Origin of the sequence: Terrabacter tumescens (assembly GCF_014646815.1) — a bacterium.
GTDB classification, from domain to species: domain Bacteria; phylum Actinomycetota; class Actinomycetes; order Actinomycetales; family Dermatophilaceae; genus Terrabacter; species Terrabacter tumescens.
In genome coordinates this window covers 37,933-56,745 of record NZ_BMNZ01000001.1, presented here as the reverse complement: position 1 = coordinate 56,745, position 18,813 = coordinate 37,933, and the positions used below count along the sequence as shown (strand labels likewise).

The following is an 18,813-nucleotide window of genomic DNA, read 5'->3' as shown; positions in this document are numbered from 1 at the left end:
TGGTTGCTTGGGTGCTGATCGGGTGCTCGCGTGGCCGTCGACGCTCAGAGGGCGTCGACGCCCCGCTCGCCGGTGCGGACCCGCACCACCTCGTCGACCGGGACGGCCCATATCTTGCCGTCACCGATGCGACCGGTCTGCGCGGCCTTGAGGATGACCTCGAGGACGTCCGAGGAGTCGACGTCGTCGACGAGGACCTCGAGGCGCACCTTCGGCACGAAGTCGACGGTGTACTCGGCGCCGCGGTAGACCTCGCTGTGACCGCGCTGACGGCCGTAGCCGCTGGCCTCGCTGATGGTCATGCCGGCCACCCCGAAGGCCTCCAGGGCCTCCTTCACCTCGTCGAGCTGGTGGGGCTTGATGATGGCGGTGATGAGCTTCATGCGTTGGCTCCTTCGGCCTTGGCGGCCTGGACGACGGGACGGGACGTGGTGCGGCCACCCGAGGCGGGGAACCCGCCGATCTCGTACCCGGACTCGGCGTGGACGGCCTGGTCGATGCCCTCGGACTCGGCGTCCTCGGAGATCCTCCAGCCGAGCGTGGCCTTGAGGGCCAGGGCGATGGCGTAGGTCAGGACGAACGACAGCACGAGCGAGATGACGGCGATGAGGACCTGCAGCACGGTCTGCTGCCAGCCGCCGCCGTAGAAGAGCCCGGTCTTGGTGGCGAGCAGGCCGGCACCGACGGTGCCCCAGAGGCCGGCGACGAGGTGGACGCCGACGACGTCGAGCGAGTCGTCGTAGCCGAACTTGTACTTGAGGCCGACGGCGAGGGCCGAGAGGCCACCGGCGACGACACCGAGGATGATCGAGCCCACGGGCGACAGGGCGCCACAGGCCGGGGTGATGGCGACGAGACCGGCGACGACACCGGACGCGGCGCCGAGCGAGGTCGCGTGACCGTCACGGATCTTCTCCACGACGAGCCAGCCGATGGCCGCGGCGCAGGTGGCGACGGTCGTGTTGAGCCACACCGAGGAGGCGACGCCGTCGGCGGCCAGCTCCGAGCCGGCGTTGAAGCCGAACCAGCCGAACCACAGCAGGCCGGCGCCGATCATGACGAGCGGCAGGTTGTGCGGACGCATCGCGACCTTGCCGAAGCCGAGGCGCTTGCCGACGACGAGCGCGAGGGCGAGGCCCGCCGCACCGGCGTTGATGTGCACGACCGTGCCGCCGGCGAAGTCGATGGGCAGGACGCTCGCGACACCATCGGTGGCCCCGAAGAGCTTGGCCGACAGGCCGCCCTCGGCACCCGAGAGCAGGCCGCCGCCCCAGACCATGTGGGCGATCGGGAAGTAGACGACGGTGACCCAGATGACCGCGAAGGTGATCCAGGTGCCGAACTTGACGCGGTCGGCGATGGCGCCGCTGATGAGCGCGACGGTGATGACGGCGAACGTCAGCTGGAAGCCCGCGTAGATGTACTCCGGGATCCAGACGCCGACACCGAACGGGTCGATGAGCCGTGCCGCCCCGTCGGCGCCGGTGAGCTGGCTGAGCCCGAAGAGGTGGAACGGGTTCGAGAAGATGCCCGCGATGTCGCCGCCGCCGTCCTGGAGGTTGCCGAACGACATCGAGTAGCCCCACAGCACGTAGACGATGCCGACGACGGCCATGGCGCCGAAGCTCATCATCATCATGTTGAGGACGGACTTGCTCCGGGTCATGCCGCCGTAGAAGAGGGCGAGCCCAGGCGTCATCAGGAGGACCATCGAGGACGCGATGAGCATGAATGCGGTCGCGGCCTCGTTGATCACTGGTGGTTCTGCCGCGAAGGGCATCAGTGCTGTTGTCATGCGAGGAGTCTGGGGACGGGCCGTTTCGCCGGCGCGCTCCGTTTGTTACAGCCGTGTCAACAAGACCGCGGCGGTGTTAGCGGATGGTTTCCCGCCACACGGGCGTCCGCATCGTGGAAGGGGTGACCAAGGGGCGGACCGACCGGGAGCACGTATGCCGCCCGGCTGAGCCGGGCGGCATACGTGAGTGAAGGGCGGGAGCGTTCGCCGGCTCACGCTGCCGCCCTTCCCCGGCTCCAGTGCCTCAGCGGACGGTCACATGACGATGGCGTCGACGAAGGCCTCGGGGTCGAAGGGGGCGAGGTCGTCCGGCCCCTCGCCGAGCCCGACGAGCTTGACGGGGACGCCGAGCTGGCGCTGCACCGCGACGACGATGCCGCCCTTGGCCGTGCCGTCGAGCTTGGTCAGCACGATGCCGGTGACGTCGACCGCCTGGGAGAAGACCTTGGCCTGCTGGAGGCCGTTCTGCCCGGTCGTGGCGTCGAGGACCAGCAGCACCTCGTCGATCTCGCTCTGCTTCTCGATGACGCGCTTGACCTTGCTCAGCTCGTCCATGAGCCCGACCTTGTTGTGGAGGCGACCGGCGGTGTCGATGATGACGACGTCGGCCTCCTCCTCGATGCCGGCCTTGACGGCGTCGAAGGCGACGGCGGCCGGGTCGGCGCCGTCCTTGTCGGACCGGACGGTCGGCACGCCCACGCGCGCACCCCATGTCTCGAGCTGGTCGGCGGCGGCCGCACGGAAGGTGTCGGCCGCGCCGAGGATCACCTCGCGGTCCTCGGCGACGAGGACGCGGGCGAGCTTGCCGACGGTCGTCGTCTTGCCGGTGCCGTTGACGCCGACGACGAGGATGACGGCGGGGCGGTCGCCGACGCGGCTGCTCGCGATGCGGCGGTCCATGTCGGGCTGGACGAGGCTCAGCAGGTCCTCGCGGAGCCACTCGCGGACGGTGGCCTCGTCGGTGGTGCCGTCGATCTTGACGCGCCTGCGCAGCGAGTCGACGAGCTCGGTCGTGGCCTCGACCCCGAGGTCGGAGCCTATGAGGGTGTCCTCGACCTCCTCCCAGGCCTCCTCGTCGAGCTTGCCGCGCGAGAGGAGGGCGAGCAGGCCCTGCCCGATGGAGGAGTTGGACCGGGCGAGGCGGGCGCGGAGGCGCTGGAGGCGGCCGCGGGCCGACTCGGGACGCTCGAGCGTCGGCTCGGGCGCCGTGGGTGCACTGGGCGCCGTGGGGGTGGTGGTCTCGACCTCGGCGGGAGCACCGGGCGCCTCGGGAGGCGCGATGGTGTCGGCCCCGCCGGTCGGTGGCCGGCGGTCGAGGTCCTCGGCGGGCAGGCCCGGACGGGTCGGAGGCGCCTCGCGCTCGAGGGTGCGCCCTCGTCCCCGGAGCAGGTTGACGCCGTAGCCGACGGCCCCGAGGAGGATGACGACCCCGATGATGACGAAGATCAAGACTGTGTCCACGTCAGCCATCCAACCACGGTCGGGCGGGGTCGCCGTCCGCCCGTGAGCGCCCCCGAGGGGCGCCGACAAGGCGGTCCGGACAGCGCTCGGCCACCGGCGGTGACCGGTGGCCGAGCGTGTGGGCAGGCGGTCGGACGCGGCCTAGTGGGTGCGGGCGCGCGGTCGGCCGAGGGCGCCCGCGCGACGGCGTGCCGAGCGTGCGACCCCTTCCCCCTTGGTGGTGAGCAGGTCGCGGCCGCCACGGTGCGCAGGCACCGCGACGACGCCGACGACCGCCACACCGAGCACGGTGACGACGAGCATCGAGATGACCAGGAAGACCATGTGACAAGAGTGACGCACGTGACTGCTGGGACGCAAATAGCATGAAGTGACGATTCTGCAACTCCAACGTCGACGCGCACGCCCGGACGCAGGCGAGAGCGCGCAACCGACGGGTCGTCCGGGCGCACCCTTGCCCTCCCCCGGGCGTGTCGACCGGGGGCGTATGCCGCGTGCCTCAGGCGGAGCGGTCGGCGACGTCGCGCAGCCGCTGGCTCACGACCGTCGTGACACCGTCGCCGCGCATGCTGACGCCGTAGAGGGCGTCAGCGATCTCCATCGTCTTCTTCTGGTGGGTGATGACGATGAGCTGGGAGCTGTCGCGCAGCTCCTCGAAGAGGGTGATGAGGCGGCCGAGGTTGGCGTCGTCGAGGGCGGCCTCGACCTCATCCATGATGTAGAAGGGCGAGGGCCGCGCCTTGAAGATCGCGACGAGCAGCGCCACCGCGACGAGCGAGCGCTCGCCGCCGGAGAGCAGCGACAGCCGCTTGATCTTCTTGCCCGGGGGCCGGGCCTCTACCTCGAGGCCGGTCGTCAGCATGTTGGACGGGTCGGTGAGGACGAGTCGCCCCTCGCCGCCCGGGAAGAGGCGCTGGAAGACGCGCTCGAACTGGACCGCGGTGTCCTCGAAGGCCTCGGCGAAGACGCGCTCGACGCGCTCGTCGACCTCCTTGACGATGTCGAGCAGGTCCCGCTTGGAGTTCTTGAGGTCCTCGAGCTGCTCGGTGAGGAACTTGTGGCGCTCCTCGAGGGCCGTGAACTCCTCGAGAGCGAGCGGGTTGATGCGCCCGAGGGCGTTCAGCTTGCGCTCGGCCTGCCGAAGCCGCTTCTCCTGGGCCTCGCGCACGAAGGGCACGGGGTCCGCCTGGGGCGCGTCCGGGTCTGCGTCGGGGTCGGGCACGGCCGGCACGAGCTGGTGCGGGCCGTACTCCTCGACGAGGTCGGACGGCGCGATGCCGAGCTCCTCGACGGCCTTGGTCTCGAGCTGCTCGATGCGCAGGCGCTGCTGGGTGCGGGCGACCTCGTCGCGGTGCACGGTGTCGGTCAGCTCGCGCAGCTCGGCCTGCAGGACCGAGATGTCGCGGCGCACGACCGCGAGCTCGGCGTCGCGCTCGGTGCGCTCCGCCTCGCCGGCGGCACGCGCCCGGCCGGCCTGCTCGGCCGACTCGACGAGCAGCTCGTGGGCCCACGTGGCAGCAGCGCGCACGGCATCGGCGACGGCGGCCTCGGTGCGACGGCGGGCGCGCTTCTCGGCGAGCCGGCGACGGGTCTCCTCCTCGTGGCGGGCACTGCGCTCGAGCGCGTCGGCGCGGTCCTTGAGGGCGCGTGACCGCTCCTCGCGGGTGCGCAGCGCGAGACGCAGCTCGGTCTCGGCCGCGCGTGCCTCGCGGGCGACGGCCTCGAGCCGGTCGCGCTCCTCCGTCGAGGGCTCGTCGGCGAAGTCGCCCTCGCCGCTCGCGGCCTCGAGGCGCTCGAGGAGGGCGGCGTGCTCGGTCTGGTCGGCCTCGAGGGCCGTCATGGCGTCGGCGATGGCCTTCTCGGTGCGCTCGACCTCGGACCGAGCGGCTCGCAGGGTCTGCCCCAGCGAGCCGAGCTTCTCGGCGATCGCGGCCATCCGGGCGTCGCTCTCGTTGAGCCGCTCGAGCGCGGCCTCGACCGCGTCGGCGAGCTCGGCACGGTGCGACTCGGCGCCGGCCACGCGGAACCGGGCCTCCTCGCCCTCACGGGTGGCGCGCGCCATGGCGTCCTGGGCGTCGTCCAGTGCGGCCTGCAGCTCGAGCAGGCTCGGTGCGCTCGTGCTGCCGCCGCGCACGGCCCCGGGGGCGTAGACGTCGCCGCCGCGGGTGACGGCGGTCAGGCCGGGGTGGCTGCGCACGAGGGTGCGGGCGGCGGAGCCGTCGGGCACGAGGGCGACGCGCTCGAGCACCTGGTCGACGGCCGGACGCACGGACGCGGGGCACTCCACGACGTCGCGGGCCCAGCGGGCCTCGCCTGGCAGGGCGGGCCAGGAGGCGTGGTCGACGGGCGTGGCCGACTCGGAGACGAGCAGGCTGGCCCTACCGTTGTCGCCGTCGCGGAGGGCGTCGAGGGCGGCGGCCGCCGCCTCGAGGGAGCCGACGGCGAGCGCCTCGGCCGCGGACCCGAGGGCGGCGGCGACGGCGTTCTCGAGGCCGGGCTCGACGGTGACGAGCGAGGCGACCGACCCGAGGATCTCGTGGCTGTCGTCGGCGGCGGCCAGCAACGCGGCGGCGCCGTCCTTGCGGCTGAGGCTGAGGCCGAGGGCCTCGACGCGGGCGGCGGCCGTGGTGCGTGCGCGCTCGGCGTTCGCCTCGGCCTCCTTCCAACGGGCGAGCTCGGCCTCGGCGGCGTCGAGGCGCTCGGCGGCCTCCTCGTAGGCGGTGTCGAGGCCCTCCTCGCCCTCCTCGTCCTGGGCGACGCTCGACTCGAGCCGGGAGAACTCGTGCTCGGCCTCGGCCGCGCGGGCCTGGGCGGCCTCGATGGTGCTGCGCAGCCGTCCGACCTCGGCCTCACGGGCCTCGATGCGCGAGGCCTTGGCGCCGACCTGTCCCCCAAGCTTGGCCAGGCCCTCACGCCGGTCGGCGGCGGCCCGGGCCTCGCGCTGCAGGCGGGTGGTCTCCTCGGCGTGCCCGCGCTCGGCGTCGGTGCGGTTCAGGACCGCCTCCTCGAGGGCGGCCTTGGCCTCGGCGATCTCCTCGAGGAGGTACGCCTCCTGCTCGCGCACCTCGGCGGCCTGCTCGCGCAGCTGAACCGGGTCGCGGCTCTGCCCGGGGGCGTCGGGCTCGTCGTCCTCGCTCAGCAGGCGCACGCGCTCGGCGGCCAGCGACCGGGTCGAGGCCATCCGCTCGACGAGGCGACCGAGCGAGACGTACTCGTCCTGGGCCCGGGTCAGCGCGGGGCGGGCGGCCCCGGCCGCCTCCTCCAGCGTGGACAGCCGGTGGGCGAGGTCGCCGATGGACTCCTCCACCTCGGAGCGCCGCTCGATGAGGGCCGACTCGTCGGCGACCTCCTGCTCGAGCGTCGAGGTCAGCTGGACGAGGTCGTCGGCCAGCAGGCGCAGGCGGGCGTCGCGGGCGTCGGTCTGGATGACGGCGGCCTTGCGGGCCGTCTCGGCCTGGCGACCGAGCGGTCCCAGCTGCCGGCGGATCTCGCCCGTGAGGTCGTGCACCCGGGTGAGGTTGGCCTCCATCGTGTCGAGCTTGCGCAGCGCGCGTTCCTTGCGCTTGCGGTGCTTGAGGACGCCCGCGGCCTCCTCGATGAAGCCGCGGCGCTCCTCGGGGGTCGCGCGCAGGACGGTGTCGAGCTGCCCCTGCCCGACGATGACGTGCATCTCGCGGCCGATGCCGCTGTCGGAGAGGAGCTCCTGCACGTCGAGCAGCCGGCAGGGGGTGCCGTTGATGGCGTACTCCGAACCGCCGTTGCGGAACATCGTGCGGGCGATCGTCACCTCGGTGTAGTCGATCGGCAGCGCGCCGTCGGTGTTGTCGATGGTGAGCGCGACCTCGGCCCGACCGAGCGGGGCCCGACCGGACGTGCCGGCGAAGATGACGTCCTCCATCTTGCCGCCGCGCAGCGACTTGGCGCCCTGCTCGCCCATCACCCAGGCGAGCGCGTCGACGACGTTGCTCTTGCCGGAGCCGTTGGGGCCGACGATGCAGGTGATGCCGGGCTCGAGACGCATGTGGGTCGCCGAGGCGAAGGACTTGAAGCCCTTCAGGGTGAGGCTCTTGACGTACACGACCCGAGAAATCCTTTGTCCAGCCAGCCAGCGATCCCGGTCAGCGTACTAGCCGCGGGGCCCTGCACCGGGGAGGCGAGCGCCCCGCGCTGCCGGAGCCCGCCGGAGCCCGCCGGAGCCCGCCGCAGCCCGCCGCAGCCCGCCGGACGGCATACCGTGGGTGGGTGGACACGGACGAGCGCCGCGGAGGCCCTGCGCAGGACGAGCACGACGTCACCTCGGTCGAGCGGCTGCTCGAGGTCTACCCCGGCACCCCGGCGCCGAACAGCCTCGCCAAGGAGTCCCGGACGCTGACGCCCAGCCACACCCGGATCATCGCCGCCGCCCCGTTCGTCGTCGTCGCGACGGTCGGCGACGGGGGCCTGGACCAGTCGCCGCGCGGCGACGCCCCGGGGTTCGTCGTCGTCCGCGACGAGCGCACCCTCGTCATCCCGGACCGTCGGGGCAACCACCGTCTCGACACGCTGCGCAACGTCGTCGCCGACCCGCGGGTGGGCCTGCTCTTCCTCGTGCCGGGGCTCGGCGAGGAGCTGCGGGTGCGCGGCACGGCGGTCATCTCGACCGATCCGGGCGAGCTGGCCCGGCACGAGGTCAAAGGCATCGCGCCCGCCTCGGTGCTCGTCGTCACGGTCGAGCGCGTCTACTTCCAGTGCGCGAGGGCGGTCCGGCGGAGCCGTCTGTGGGACAGCGGGTCCCGGGTCGACCCGAGGACGCTGCCGACGGCCGGCACCATGACCCGCGAGGCGGGTGGCTTCGCCTCGGACGCCGAGGCGGCTGCCTACGACGCGGCCCTCGAGGAGCGACAGCAGGCGACGCTCTACTGACCCGAGCGCGCCCCTACGTGTCGCCGTTCGCGATGCGCTCGTGGTGGTGGATGACCTCGGCGATGATGAAGTTCAGGAACGCCTCGGCGAAGACCGGGTCGAGACCGGCACTGTCGGCGAGCGACCGCAGCCGCGCGATCTGTCGCTCCTCGCGCTGCGGGTCCGCGGCGGGCAGGTGCTGCTCGGCCTTGAGCCGGCCGACCTGCTGGGTGCACTTGAAGCGCTCGGCCAGCAGGTGCACGAGCGCGGCATCGATGTTGTCGATGCTGCTGCGCAGCCGCGCGAGCTCGGCAGGGACCTCGGGGACCTCAGGCACGTCGGGCACGTCGCTCACCCGGTCAGCCTAGGCGGCTCACCGTTCGACGAATCCGGTGATCCCGTCCCTCGGAACGCCGGGCTGCACGACGACTCCCTCGACGTGGCCGGGGCGGCGCGTCGTCGAGGGGCTCTCGCGCAGCAGCGCCTCGAGGGCGTCGACGGCGTCCGCGCTGCCCTGCGCCGCGACCTCGACGCGTCCGTCCACCGTGTTGCGGGCGTGCCCGACGAGACCGAGCTCGAGCGCCCGTGCCCGGGTCCACCACCGGAAGCCGACTCCCTGCACTCTTCCCCGCACGAACATCGTGACCCGCACCGTCTCGTCCGTCGGCCCGCTCGCTGCTCCGTCCACCCCGACACGGTATGCCGCGTGGCGCCGCAACGTGGGCACCACCCGTCACTATGCTCGCGGCAGGCACACCGGTGACTCCACTCACCGCAGGCCACGGAAGGAGCGACGTGACGACGTCGGCGATTTCACGGGCGGATGGCACGAGCCAGACCGCCGGGACGGCCACGGAGGCCAGGTCGCGATCCGGTCGTGCCCTGCCCGGTCGCCCGTCCTCGGGCCGCGGGGCGCGCATCGAGGGGCTCGACGGCCTGAGGGCCCTCGCCATCGTCGGTGTCCTCGTCTACCACCTCAACGCGTCGTGGCTCCCGGGCGGCTTCCTCGGCGTCGACGTCTTCTTCGTCGTCTCGGGCTTCCTCATCACCACGCTGCTGCTGCGCGAGCGGGAGCGCACCGGCCGCATCGCCCTCTCGCAGTTCTGGGTGCGGCGGGCGCGGCGCCTGCTGCCCGCGCTCGTCCTCTGCGTCGTCACGAGCGTGCTCATCGCCCGCGCCGTCAGCTCGGACCTGCTCGTCGACGTGGGCCGGCAGATGCTCGGCGCCCTGACCTTCTCGACGAACTGGATCGAGATCACGGCGGGCACCAGCTACTTCGACCAGACCGCGCCGCAGCTGTTCATGAACTTCTGGTCGCTGGCCGTCGAGGAGCAGTTCTACCTCTTCTGGCCTCTCGCGACCCTGGCGCTGCTCGCGGTCCCGAGCCGGGTGCGGGTGGGGGTCGCGGTCACCGCCGGCGCCGGCTCAGCGGCGGCCATGGCGGTGCTCTTCACCCCGGGCACCGACGCGACCCGTGTCTACTACGGCACCGACACGCACCTGATCGGGCTCATGGCCGGCGCCGCGCTCGCGTTCGCGTGGGCGAGCCCGCAGCTCGCGCCGTGGGTGGCGCCGTCCCGCTGGGGGCGGCTCGGGGCGTATGCCGTCCCGCTCGCCCTCGTGGTCCTGCTAGGTGAGATGGCCCTCCTCGACGAGCAGTCGACGCTGACCTTCCGAGGCGGCATCGTGCTGGCCTCGCTCGCGACCGCCGTCCTCGTCATGGGGGTGGTCGAGCGGCGACCCGGAGGACCGACCGGGCTGCAGCGCGCCCTGCAGCACCCCGTCGCCGGCTGGGTCGGCGCCCGGTCCTACTCGATCTACCTCTGGCACTGGCCCGTCATCCTGCTCGTGGCCCTCGACAACCCGTCGGCGCCCGGCACCATGTCGCACCTGCTGACCCGGCTGTGGTGCGTGCTCGTGACGCTCGCCCTCGCCGACCTGACCTTCCGCTTCGTCGAGGCGCCCTTCCGCACCCTGGGCTTTCGCGGAGTGGCATCGAGGCTGCGCGGCGGCCTGTCCGGCCTCACGGTGCGCGGCAAGCGCGGGCTGGCCGGCGCCGTCACCGCCGTGGCGGTCGTGACGGCCGTCATCGTCCTCACGGCGCCCGACCAGAGCGAGACCGCGCGCATGCTCGCCGAGAACGAGGCCGCGGCGGACGCAGCGGCGCTCGCGACGCCCTCGGCCGGTGCCTCGTCGCCGGTCCCCTCGGCCACCTCGGCCACCTCGGTCCCCGTGGGCCTGAGCCCGACGCCGGGCCCCTCGGCGTCGAGGCCCGCGACGGCGACCGGCACCAAGGCCTCGTTCACGATGCCCGCGGGCAACGAGATCGACGCCTACGGCGACTCGATCATGGTGGGCAGCCTGCAGGCCCTGCGCTACTACTTCCCGGGCATCCGCATCGACGCGAAGTCCAACCGTCGATGGTCCGACGGGCTCGCCGAGGTCACGGCCCGCGGCGACGGCAACCGGCGCGCCGTCATCCTCGCCTTCGGCACCAACGCCGGCGTCGACGAGGACCGCGTCAAGCAGGTCCTCGACACCCTCGGGCCCGACCGCATGGTCGTCCTCGTCAACATCATGGGTCCGTTCGCGCGCGTCGACACCGACAACGCCACGCTCGAGCTCGTCGCTCGGGGCCGGCCCAACGTCGTCGTGGCCGACTGGGCCGACGCGATCCGTGCCCACCCGGACCAGGTGCAGTCCGACCGGATCCACCCCACCATCAAGGGCGCCCACCTCTTCTCCAAGACGGTCCGGCAGGCCCTGGCCGACCTCTCCGAGCGGAGGACCGGCACGGCGGTCGTGCTCAAGGAGCTCCCCATCCCCTGACCGGCCCTGACCGGCCCTCACCGGCCCTGACGGTCGTCTCCGCAGGCCGGACACCTCGGCCAGCGGCTTGGCCGCTGCAGGTCTCAGGGAGGCGTGACGGGGATCGTGCGCAGGCCGCCCTTGTCGTCCGCGACGACGACGATCCCTGCGTCCGGGAGACCGGCCAGGGTGGCCGCCAGCTCGTCCACCGGCCACGGCGCCGCCTCGACGTCGGTGCGCGCCACGAGGTTGACGACGCCGCCGGTGCGCGCGTGGGCCTCACGGGCGACGTCCGGGTCGGCCGGGCCGACGAGCAGGACGTAGCGCGGGCCGTGCTGCTGCTCCCCGAGCACGCCGCGGTCGGCGCGCAGCACGGTCCAGTGGTAGGCCGCGACCAGCCCGGAGGTCACGATGATCCCCAACGGGTAGCGGACGTTCTGGAGGGTCTGCGGCCCGACCGAGCCGGCGAAGACGTCCTGGAGCACCCCGACCACGCCGAACAGCAGCGCGGCCACCGCCGCGACCCCGGCCACCCCGAAGAGCAGGAGCACGTAGACGCGGCGGCTGCCGGAGCGGCGCTCCGCCACCGGGTCGGCCTGCTCGGCGCGCTCGAGTCGGCGCCAGAACAGCCACCACACCGGACCGCCGAGCACGAGCAGCGTCCCGGCGGCGATGACGGTGTCGACGGGGTCGCTCCCACCGACGAGCACGACGTCGGTGCCGGACAGCCCCTCGACCCCCGCGACGATCATGACGACGAGACCCACGGCGGCCGCGACGAGCCCGACACCGGCGAGCAGGTAGTCGTAGGCGCGCCGCACCTCGGTGCGCCCCGTGTCAGGCGCCGTCTCAGGTCCCGTGCCAGGTTCCGTGTCAGGTCCCGTGCCACCGGCCCGCAGGACGGACCGGTGGTAGAGCCAGACCAGGCTCCCGACCAGCAGGGCACCGAGCGCCGGGGGCAGCGCCTGCAGCTGTGCCGTGGCGTCGGCTCCCGTCCCCCGCACGAGCCAGACGACGACCCGGTCGAGCGCCACGCTCGCGCCGACGACCGCCGTGAGCAGGCCGCCCGCGACGCCGACGAGCAGGACGAGCACGTGCCAGAGGGTCCCGCGCTGCAGCCGCCGCGCCGGGACCACCCAGCACACGGCCCAGACGGGCAGGCCGGCGACGAGCGTCATGACGCCGAGCTGCAGCAGCGACGGGTCCATGGCGGTCTGGCTCGAGGGGATCTGCAGCACCTGCCCCACCACGTGCGCGACGAGCATGACGACGCCGGCGGCCGTGAAGCCCAGACCGAGGGCCGCCCCGAGCAGCCCCGCCACCGTCAGCACGTCCCGTCCCACGACGCGGCGCTCCACGAAGCGGTGTGCCAGCCAGGAGCCACCCCACACGAGGAGCTCAGCGAACTGGGCGCCCATCTGCGGTGCGCCGAGCGCCCACCCGACGGTGGCCTGCACGGCCAGGAGGGTCAGCACGAGCGAGACCACCTGTGCGGCGGTCAGGTAGAAGGTGAAGCCCCGCGAGGCCGCCTCGCTCGGGTCGTCGCGGACCCGGCTCCGGGTCCACGCCGCGACGACGACGTAGAGGGGCACCCCGACGACGGCGAACGCCGTCTGCTGGGCCAGCATCTCGTCGAGCCCTTCGAGGTACTCGGTCGGGTTCCCGGGGTCGAGCACCCTGGCGAGCAGGCCGACGACACCGTTGCCCGCCACGAAGAGCAGGCCGAGCAGGACGGCATACGTGAAGAAACGACGGACCGACGCCCCGTCCGTCACGTGGGGGCTGCCGCCCCGGGCCAGGGCCCGTCGGCCGCCCCAGACGGCCACGGCGATGACGACGAGTGCGATGACGAGCGAGCCGACCATGTCAGCCTCCCGGTGAGCAGGACTCGATGGGCCACGGCGTCCCGGTGAGACGCCAGGCGCCCTCGACGGAGCGGAGCGAGTAGGTCGCTCGCTCCGAGTACTCGGAGGTCCCGAACGGGCCCATCTCGCCACCACCGAGGCGGATCACGACCTCCACGGTCGCGGTCGACGCCCCGGTCGTGCCCTCGGTGCTGCTCCCCACGAGCTCGACCCGGACGGGAGGCGCCTCCCCCGGCACGATGAGGCCGTGGACGAGGTCCTCGGGCCCGCACTCGCCCTTGGGGTCGAGCCAGCGAGCGGCCTCGTCGGTCCGTCCGTCGACGACGGCAGAGACGAAGGACCGGACCGCGGCGACGGGGCCGGTGGGGTCGAGGACGGACGCGTCGCGCCTCGACGCGATGACCGCCGAGAAGGTGGCCAGCACGACGATCAAGGCGACCGCGCCCCCGAGGACCCGCTTCGTCCTCATTCCTCGAGTCTCGTGCCCCCGCTGCCGCAACGTGGACGGTTGGGCAGTGAGGTGCGACTCACCCGGTCAGCCCGGGACGACCTCGTCCCCGACCCGGAGGGTCGCGCCGGGCGCGAGCGGCAGCACCGGGGTGAGCCTGATCCCGAACCACGTGGCGCCCTCCCACCTGCGGTGCCGGGCCAGCGTGCGGATCGGCTCCTTGCCGGTGCGCAGGGAGTCCCGGTCGATCGTCGTCATGACGCACCGGTCGCACACCATCGTCGCCCGGAAGGGCACGTCGCCGATGCGCACGGACGACCAGCCGTCCTCCGCGAACGGCGCGGACCCTGCGACGACGACGTTGGGCCGGAAACGGTCGTGCCCCAAGGGATCCCGGGCCTGCTCGCCTCGTTCGAACGCCGTCTCGGTCACCCAGTCGTTGAGCTGGGCGAGGGACGACTCCGACGTCACGTGGAGCGGTGCCGCGTCCGACAGCGAGTTGCGGTCGCCGTCGACGCCACCCAGGTCGGCGCGGATCGGGCGGTGCGTCTGCTCGTCCTGCCAGACCAGTCGCAGCGGGCGGCCGACGCGCTCCGACAGCCACTCGTGGGCGTCCGCGCCGGCCGGGCGCGCGCGGTCCTGTCCGGAGAAGCCGACGGGCACCGGGGCGGCGTCGCGGGGCGGTGCCACCTCGAGCGACTCGGCACCCGGGGCGAGCAGCCGCACCCCGCCGGCGTCGAGCGGCTCGGCACGCAGGCCGAGCAGGGCGTGCTCCTCGCGCGCGGTGACCTTGGCGCCGTCCGGGTCGACGACCGCCCACCGACGGTCGTGCCGCAGCCCCTGCACCTCGACGACCGCCTCGTCGACGGACACGCCACCCAGGGACTTGACGGGGTATGCCGTCAGCGCCGTGACGTGCACCCCCTCACTCCCGCGCGGGGTCACTCCGCGAGCCACGCGGCATACGCGTCGAAGGTGTAGGGCCGGCCGAGGAAGTCCTCGACGAGGTCGGCAGCGTCGCGGCGTCCGCCCTGGGCGAGCACCTTGTCGCGGTAGGCGCCGGCGACCTCGGGGTCGAAGAGGTCACCGTGGTCGAAGGCGGAGAACATGTCCTTGGCGATGACGAGCGACCACATGTAGGTGTAGTACGCCGAGCTGTAGCCGTCGAGGTGCCCGAAGTGGCACTGCATGTGCGTGCCCGAGAGGTACGGGAAGACGGAGTAGCGCTCCATCAGCTCGCGCAGGCGGGCCGTGAGGTCGTCGGTCTCGTGCACGTGGAAGTCGTAGGACAGCGCGGCGTAGAACATCTGCGTGCGCGCGTCGTAGCCCTTGCCGAAGTCGTCGGCGCGGCGCATCGCCCGCACGAGGTCGGCCGGGATGGTCTCGCCGTCCGCGTTGCGGGCGAAGGTGGCGAGGACGTCGGCGTCCCAGGCCCACTCCTCGAGCATCTGGCTCGGGGCCTCGACGAAGTCCCACTCGGTCGCGACCCCGGAGAAGCGCACCCACTCGGTGCGGCCGGCGAGGACGTGGTGCACGAGGTGGCCGAACTCGTGGAAGAGGGTCACCACCTCGTCGTGCTCCATCAGTCCTCGGTTGAAGTTGCAGACGAGCACGCCCTCGGCGAGCTGCGTGCCCGCGACGCCACGAGCGAGGTCGAACTGGGCGGCGTGCTTGTACTTGCCCTCGCGCGGGTGCAGGTCGAGGTGGATGCGCCCGATGCGCTCTCCCTCGAAGGACACGTCGTAGGTCGCGACCTCCTCGTGCCACGTCCGGGCGTCCTCGCGGGCGACCGGGGTCCACTCGAGGCCGAAGAGACGACCGGTCACGTCGAGCAGCCCCTGGCGCACCGACTCGAACGGGAAGTACGTGCGCACCTGCTGGGCGTCGACGGCCAGCTGCTCCTTGCGGACGAGCTCGGCGTAGTAGCTCGTGTCGGCGCCGTCGATGTCGGTGGCGTCGGGACGGTCCTGGCGCAGCCGCTCGAGCAGGACGGCCTTGTCGCGCTCGGCGCTCGCGGTCGACAGCTCGGTGATCCGGTCGACGAACTCACCGATCGCCTTGCCGCTGCCGATCATCTTCACCTCGGCGTCGTAGTCGGCCCAGGACGCGTAGCCGAGCAGGGCTGCGTGCTCGCGACGCACCGCGAAGATCTCCTGCAGGACGCGGTCGTTGGCCGGCCAGGCGATGGTGAGGAACTGCGTGACGAGGTCGCGCCGGGCAGCGGCGTCGTGCGCGAACGTGCGGAACGGCACGACGTCCGGGTAGTCGGTCGTCACGGTGACGAGCCCGTCGTCACCGACGGGGTGGGCGTCGACCCAGTCCTGCGGCAGGCCGGCCAGGCGGTCCGGCGTGACCTTGATGCTGCGCACGTCCTCGCGGATGTTCTTGCTGAACTCCTGGCTCAGCAGGATCGCGCGCTCGCCCAGCTCGCGCAGCCGGTCCCGCGTCGGCTCGTCCTGGTCGACGCCCGAGCGGCGGAAGTCGCGCAGGGTGCGCTCGAGGACCCGTGACGCGTCGGCGTCGAGGCCGCTCGCGTCGAGACCCGCCAGGACGGCATACAGCCCGGTGTCGAGACCGAGGTCGGTGTCGAGCTTCTGCACCTGCTGCGCCACGGCCTCGGCGCGCTCGCGCACGGCCTCGTCGGGGTGCACCTCGGAGAAGAGGGAGCCCACCGAGGCGGCGTTGGACAGCGCCGTCTGCGCGTCGTTCCAGACCCGCAGGACCTCCACCGGCTCCTTCGGCGGGTCGCTGCGCAGGCCCTCGACGAGGGAGCGGGCCAGCGCGAGCTGCTGCTCGCCGCGGGCGCCGACCCAGTCGAGCCAGTCGCTCTCGAGGGGAAGGGGCAGGTGGGTAGGCTCGGTCGTCACAGACGGCACTGTATGCGGACGCACGGGAGCTCACGGCCGCAAGCGGCCTGCGCCCCGGTGTTCCCCCGCAAAAACCTGCGCGGTTGCCTTCGTCAGTCCCAGAGGTGCAGGGACCGGGTGACGATGCCGGCGAGGTCGTCCGCGTCGACCTCGCGCGGGCTCGTCGCGAGGAGCCGCTGCTGCTTGAGGGCCCCCTCGACGAGGTCGGGGACGTCGGCCTCGGTGTAGCCGACCTCGGCCAGGCCGCTGGGCAGCCCGATGTCGCGCATGAGGTCGACGAGGACACCGGGCAGCACGTCGCGAGGCTGGGCCTGCCAGCGCGCGCCGTGGCCGGGGTCGAGGAGCCGGGCGGCCGCGAGGTGGCGCTCGGGGTCGGCGTCGAAGGTCCAGCGGAACGCCTCGGGCGCGGTCAGCGCGACGGCCATGCCGTGCGGAACCATCGGCTCGTCGCTCGGGTAGCCGTCCGGGTGGAAGTCGCGCACGCGGCCGGCGATCGGGTACGCGTTGGCGTGCGGCACGTGGACGCCGGCGTTTCCGAAGCCGAGGCCGGCGAACGTCGCCGCGAGCGCCATGTCGCCGCGGGCGGCCTCGTCGGACCCGTCGCGGACTGCTGTGCGGAAAGCCTTGGCCAGCAAAGACATCGACCGCTCGGACCAGATGTCGGAGATGGGGTTGCTGCCGCAGTAGGGCACGCGCTCGCCCGGCTGCTTGCGCTCGTAGCTCGTGTAGGGACGCGCCGTCCAGCTCTCGAGGGCGTGGCAGAGGATGTCCATCCCCGCGCTCGCCGTGACGCCAGCAGGCTGAGTCGCGGTCAGGCGCGCGTCGACGACGGCGAGGCTCGGGCGCAGCCGCACGTGGCTGATGCCGGTCTTGACCTTGAGGGAGAGCACGTCGAGCACACAGATCGTCGTGCTCTCGGCGCCGGTCCCCGTCGTCGTCGGCACCGCGACGAGCGGCGCGAGCGGACGGCCCGGGGCGCGGCCGGCACCGATGGGCACGTTGACGTAGTCCATGAGGTCGCCGCCGTCGCTGAGCACGAGGTCGACCGCCTTGGCCGTGTCGATGGCAGAGCCGCCACCGACGGCGACGTAGCCGTCGAAGGGGCCCTCGGCGCGGGCCCGCTCCACCGCGGTCAGGAGGCTCGCGTCGGTCGGCTCGACGTGGGCGGAGTCGTGGACGACCACCTCGATCCCGAATCCCCGCACGCCTTCGGCGACCCGGTCCGGCCACCCGGTCGCGAGGACACCGGGATCGGTCACCACGAGGACCCGGTGCGCACCGAGTGCCAGCAGGTCGTGGCCGAGCTCGTCGGCAGCCCCTGCGCCGAACTTCAGCTGCGGGGCGCCGTAGGTGAAGACGGACTCGGGGTTGGCGGGAGACCACGTCATGCGCCCCACCCTAGGCTGGGGTCCATGCCGAGTGACGAGAGCGCCAGGACCCTCGTCGTCGGCGCGGGACAGGCCGGCATCTCGCTCGTCACCGCGCTGCACGAGCTCGGCGACACCGCGCCCGTCGTCCTCGTGGGCGACGAGCCCGAGCCGCCCTACGAGCGGCCGCCGCTGTCCAAGACCTACCTGCGCGGCGAGCACGACCGCAACTCGCTCGTCTTCCACGACGCCTCGTGGTTCGCCGGGCTCGGTGTCGAGCTCGTCACCGGCGACGCCGTCGTGTCGATCGCGCGGGAGGGTTCCACCGGCAGCGCCACGCTCGCCTCGGGCCGCACGGTGGCCTTCGACCGGCTCGCCCTGACCACCGGCGCGGTCAACCGCACGCTGCCCGTCGAGGGCGCGGACCTCACCGGCGTGCACTCCGTGCGCACCCTCGCCGACGCGGACCTGCTCGCTCCCCGCCTGCGTGCTGCACGCGACGTCGTCGTCGTGGGAGGGGGGTTCATCGGACTCGAGATCGCAGCGGGGGCACGGGCGCTCGGCGCCGCGGTGACCGTCGTCGAGGCGACCGACCGCCTGCTCGGGCGGGCTGTCACCGCCGCACTCTCCGACGCCGTGCGGGACGCGCACCGGCGCCGCGGCACCCGAATCCTGCTGGGCGCCAACGCCGTCCGCGTCGTCGGGGCCGATGGTGCGGTGACCGGCGCCGAGCTCGCGGACGGCACGACGGTGCCCGCCGACCTCGTCGTCGTCGGCATCGGGGCACTCCCCCGCACCGAGCTCGCCGAGCAGCTCGGCCTCCTCGTCGAGCCCCACGGCATCGTCGTGGACGAGCACGCCCGCACCTCCGACGGCCTGACCGTCGCGGCCGGTGACTGCGCGGTCGGCCCCAACCCGTTCACGCGCGGCGAGCCCGGCCCCACGAGGCTCGAGAGCGTGCCGCACGCGACCGACCAGGCACGCACCGCCGCGGCGACCCTGGCCGGCCACGACACGGCATACGACACCGTGCCGTGGTTCTGGAGCGACCAGGGCGACCTCCGGCTGCAGATGGCCGGCCTCCCCCACGGCGCCGACCGGACCGTGGTGCGCGGCGACGTTGCGGCAGAGCGGTTCTCGCTGCTCAGCTACCGCGACGGGCTGCTCATCGCCGTCGAGTCGGTGGGCGTTCCCGCCGACTACGTCGCTGTGAAACGAGCGCTGGAGAAGGGTATGACCATCCCTGCCGACAGCGCGGCGGACACCTCCGTCCCGCTCAAACGGCTCATCACACGGGCACGAGGCACCGACCCGTCCTGAC

Annotated in this window: 15 protein-coding genes; 3 read left to right on the top strand and 12 right to left on the bottom strand. The window is 73.0% G+C overall.

All coding sequences use genetic code 11. The features are described 5' to 3' along the window. Positions 1-44: 44 nt before the first annotated feature. The 5 genes from IEY30_RS00270 to smc form a co-directional block, all read right to left on the bottom strand. Positions 45-383, bottom strand: a complete 339-nt coding sequence (locus IEY30_RS00270; protein ID WP_030146673.1) for a P-II family nitrogen regulator — start codon at positions 381-383, stop codon at positions 45-47. Further along, positions 380-1,795: an ammonium transporter gene (locus tag IEY30_RS00265; protein WP_030146674.1), complete on the bottom strand. Its 1,416-nt coding sequence runs from the start codon at positions 1,793-1,795 to the stop codon at positions 380-382. The genes IEY30_RS00270 and IEY30_RS00265 overlap by 4 nt, the downstream gene beginning before the upstream one ends. Positions 1,796-2,050: 255 nt before the next feature. Then, positions 2,051-3,265: a signal recognition particle-docking protein FtsY gene (gene ftsY, locus IEY30_RS00260; RefSeq protein WP_030146675.1), complete on the bottom strand. Its 1,215-nt coding sequence runs from the start codon at positions 3,263-3,265 to the stop codon at positions 2,051-2,053. A gap of 132 nt (positions 3,266-3,397) precedes the next feature. Next, positions 3,398-3,580 carry a hypothetical protein gene (locus IEY30_RS00255; protein ID WP_043415675.1) on the bottom strand — a complete coding sequence of 61 codons (183 nt, stop codon included), beginning with the start codon at positions 3,578-3,580 and terminating at the stop codon, positions 3,398-3,400. 175 nt (positions 3,581-3,755) lie between these two features. After that, positions 3,756-7,334 carry a chromosome segregation protein SMC gene (gene smc, locus IEY30_RS00250; protein WP_030146676.1) on the bottom strand — a complete coding sequence of 1,193 codons (3,579 nt, stop codon included), beginning with the start codon at positions 7,332-7,334 and terminating at the stop codon, positions 3,756-3,758. A gap of 164 nt (positions 7,335-7,498) precedes the next feature. On the opposite strand from smc, the gene IEY30_RS00245 reads away from it, so the two are divergent. Further along, complete coding sequence (locus tag IEY30_RS00245; RefSeq protein ID WP_030146677.1) at positions 7,499-8,158, top strand: MSMEG_1061 family FMN-dependent PPOX-type flavoprotein; 660 nt, start codon at positions 7,499-7,501, stop codon at positions 8,156-8,158. Positions 8,159-8,171: 13 nt separating this feature from the next. Here IEY30_RS00245 and IEY30_RS00240 read toward each other — a convergent pair whose 3' ends face one another. Both IEY30_RS00240 and IEY30_RS00235 read right to left on the bottom strand, forming a co-directional pair. Further along, positions 8,172-8,492: a chorismate mutase gene (locus IEY30_RS00240; RefSeq protein ID WP_030146678.1), complete on the bottom strand. Its 321-nt coding sequence runs from the start codon at positions 8,490-8,492 to the stop codon at positions 8,172-8,174. A gap of 18 nt (positions 8,493-8,510) precedes the next feature. Further along, the gene (locus tag IEY30_RS00235) at positions 8,511-8,825 is read right to left on the bottom strand and encodes an acylphosphatase (RefSeq protein ID WP_268240949.1); all 315 of its coding nucleotides are present in this window, start codon (positions 8,823-8,825) and stop codon (positions 8,511-8,513) included. Positions 8,826-8,932: 107 nt separating this feature from the next. Here IEY30_RS00235 and IEY30_RS00230 point away from each other — a divergent pair, with 107 nt between their 5' ends. Beyond that, positions 8,933-10,966 carry an acyltransferase family protein gene (locus tag IEY30_RS00230; RefSeq protein ID WP_030146680.1) on the top strand — a complete coding sequence of 678 codons (2,034 nt, stop codon included), beginning with the start codon at positions 8,933-8,935 and terminating at the stop codon, positions 10,964-10,966. An 83-nt stretch (positions 10,967-11,049) separates the two neighbouring features. Here IEY30_RS00230 and IEY30_RS00225 read toward each other — a convergent pair whose 3' ends face one another. The 5 genes from IEY30_RS00225 to IEY30_RS00205 all read right to left on the bottom strand — a co-directional run bounded on the left by IEY30_RS00225 (position 11,050) and on the right by IEY30_RS00205 (position 17,513). Continuing rightward, on the bottom strand, positions 11,050-12,810 hold the full coding sequence (locus IEY30_RS00225; RefSeq protein ID WP_043415678.1) for a DUF5671 domain-containing protein: 1,761 nt from the start codon (positions 12,808-12,810) through the stop codon (positions 11,050-11,052). A gap of 1 nt (position 12,811) precedes the next feature. After that, complete coding sequence (locus tag IEY30_RS00220; RefSeq protein WP_030146681.1) at positions 12,812-13,279, bottom strand: hypothetical protein; 468 nt, start codon at positions 13,277-13,279, stop codon at positions 12,812-12,814. A gap of 66 nt (positions 13,280-13,345) precedes the next feature. Continuing rightward, on the bottom strand, positions 13,346-14,215 hold the full coding sequence (locus IEY30_RS00215; RefSeq protein WP_229674767.1) for an MOSC domain-containing protein: 870 nt from the start codon (positions 14,213-14,215) through the stop codon (positions 13,346-13,348). Beyond that, a complete protein-coding gene (locus IEY30_RS00210; protein ID WP_030146683.1) occupies positions 14,200-16,125 on the bottom strand; it encodes a M3 family metallopeptidase in 1,926 nt (641 codons plus the stop codon). The genes IEY30_RS00215 and IEY30_RS00210 overlap by 16 nt, the downstream gene beginning before the upstream one ends. Before the next feature lie 92 nt (positions 16,126-16,217). Beyond that, positions 16,218-17,513, bottom strand: coding sequence for a hydroxyacid-oxoacid transhydrogenase (locus tag IEY30_RS00205; RefSeq protein WP_030146684.1), 1,296 nt, complete (start codon positions 17,511-17,513; stop codon positions 16,218-16,220). Positions 17,514-17,537: 24 nt separating this feature from the next. Between IEY30_RS00205 and IEY30_RS00200 the strand changes: the two genes are divergently transcribed. Further along, positions 17,538-18,812 (top strand): NAD(P)/FAD-dependent oxidoreductase, encoded by a 1,275-nt coding sequence (locus IEY30_RS00200; protein WP_030146685.1) that lies wholly within the window; start codon positions 17,538-17,540, stop codon positions 18,810-18,812. The last annotated feature ends 1 nt before the right edge of the window (position 18,813 follow it).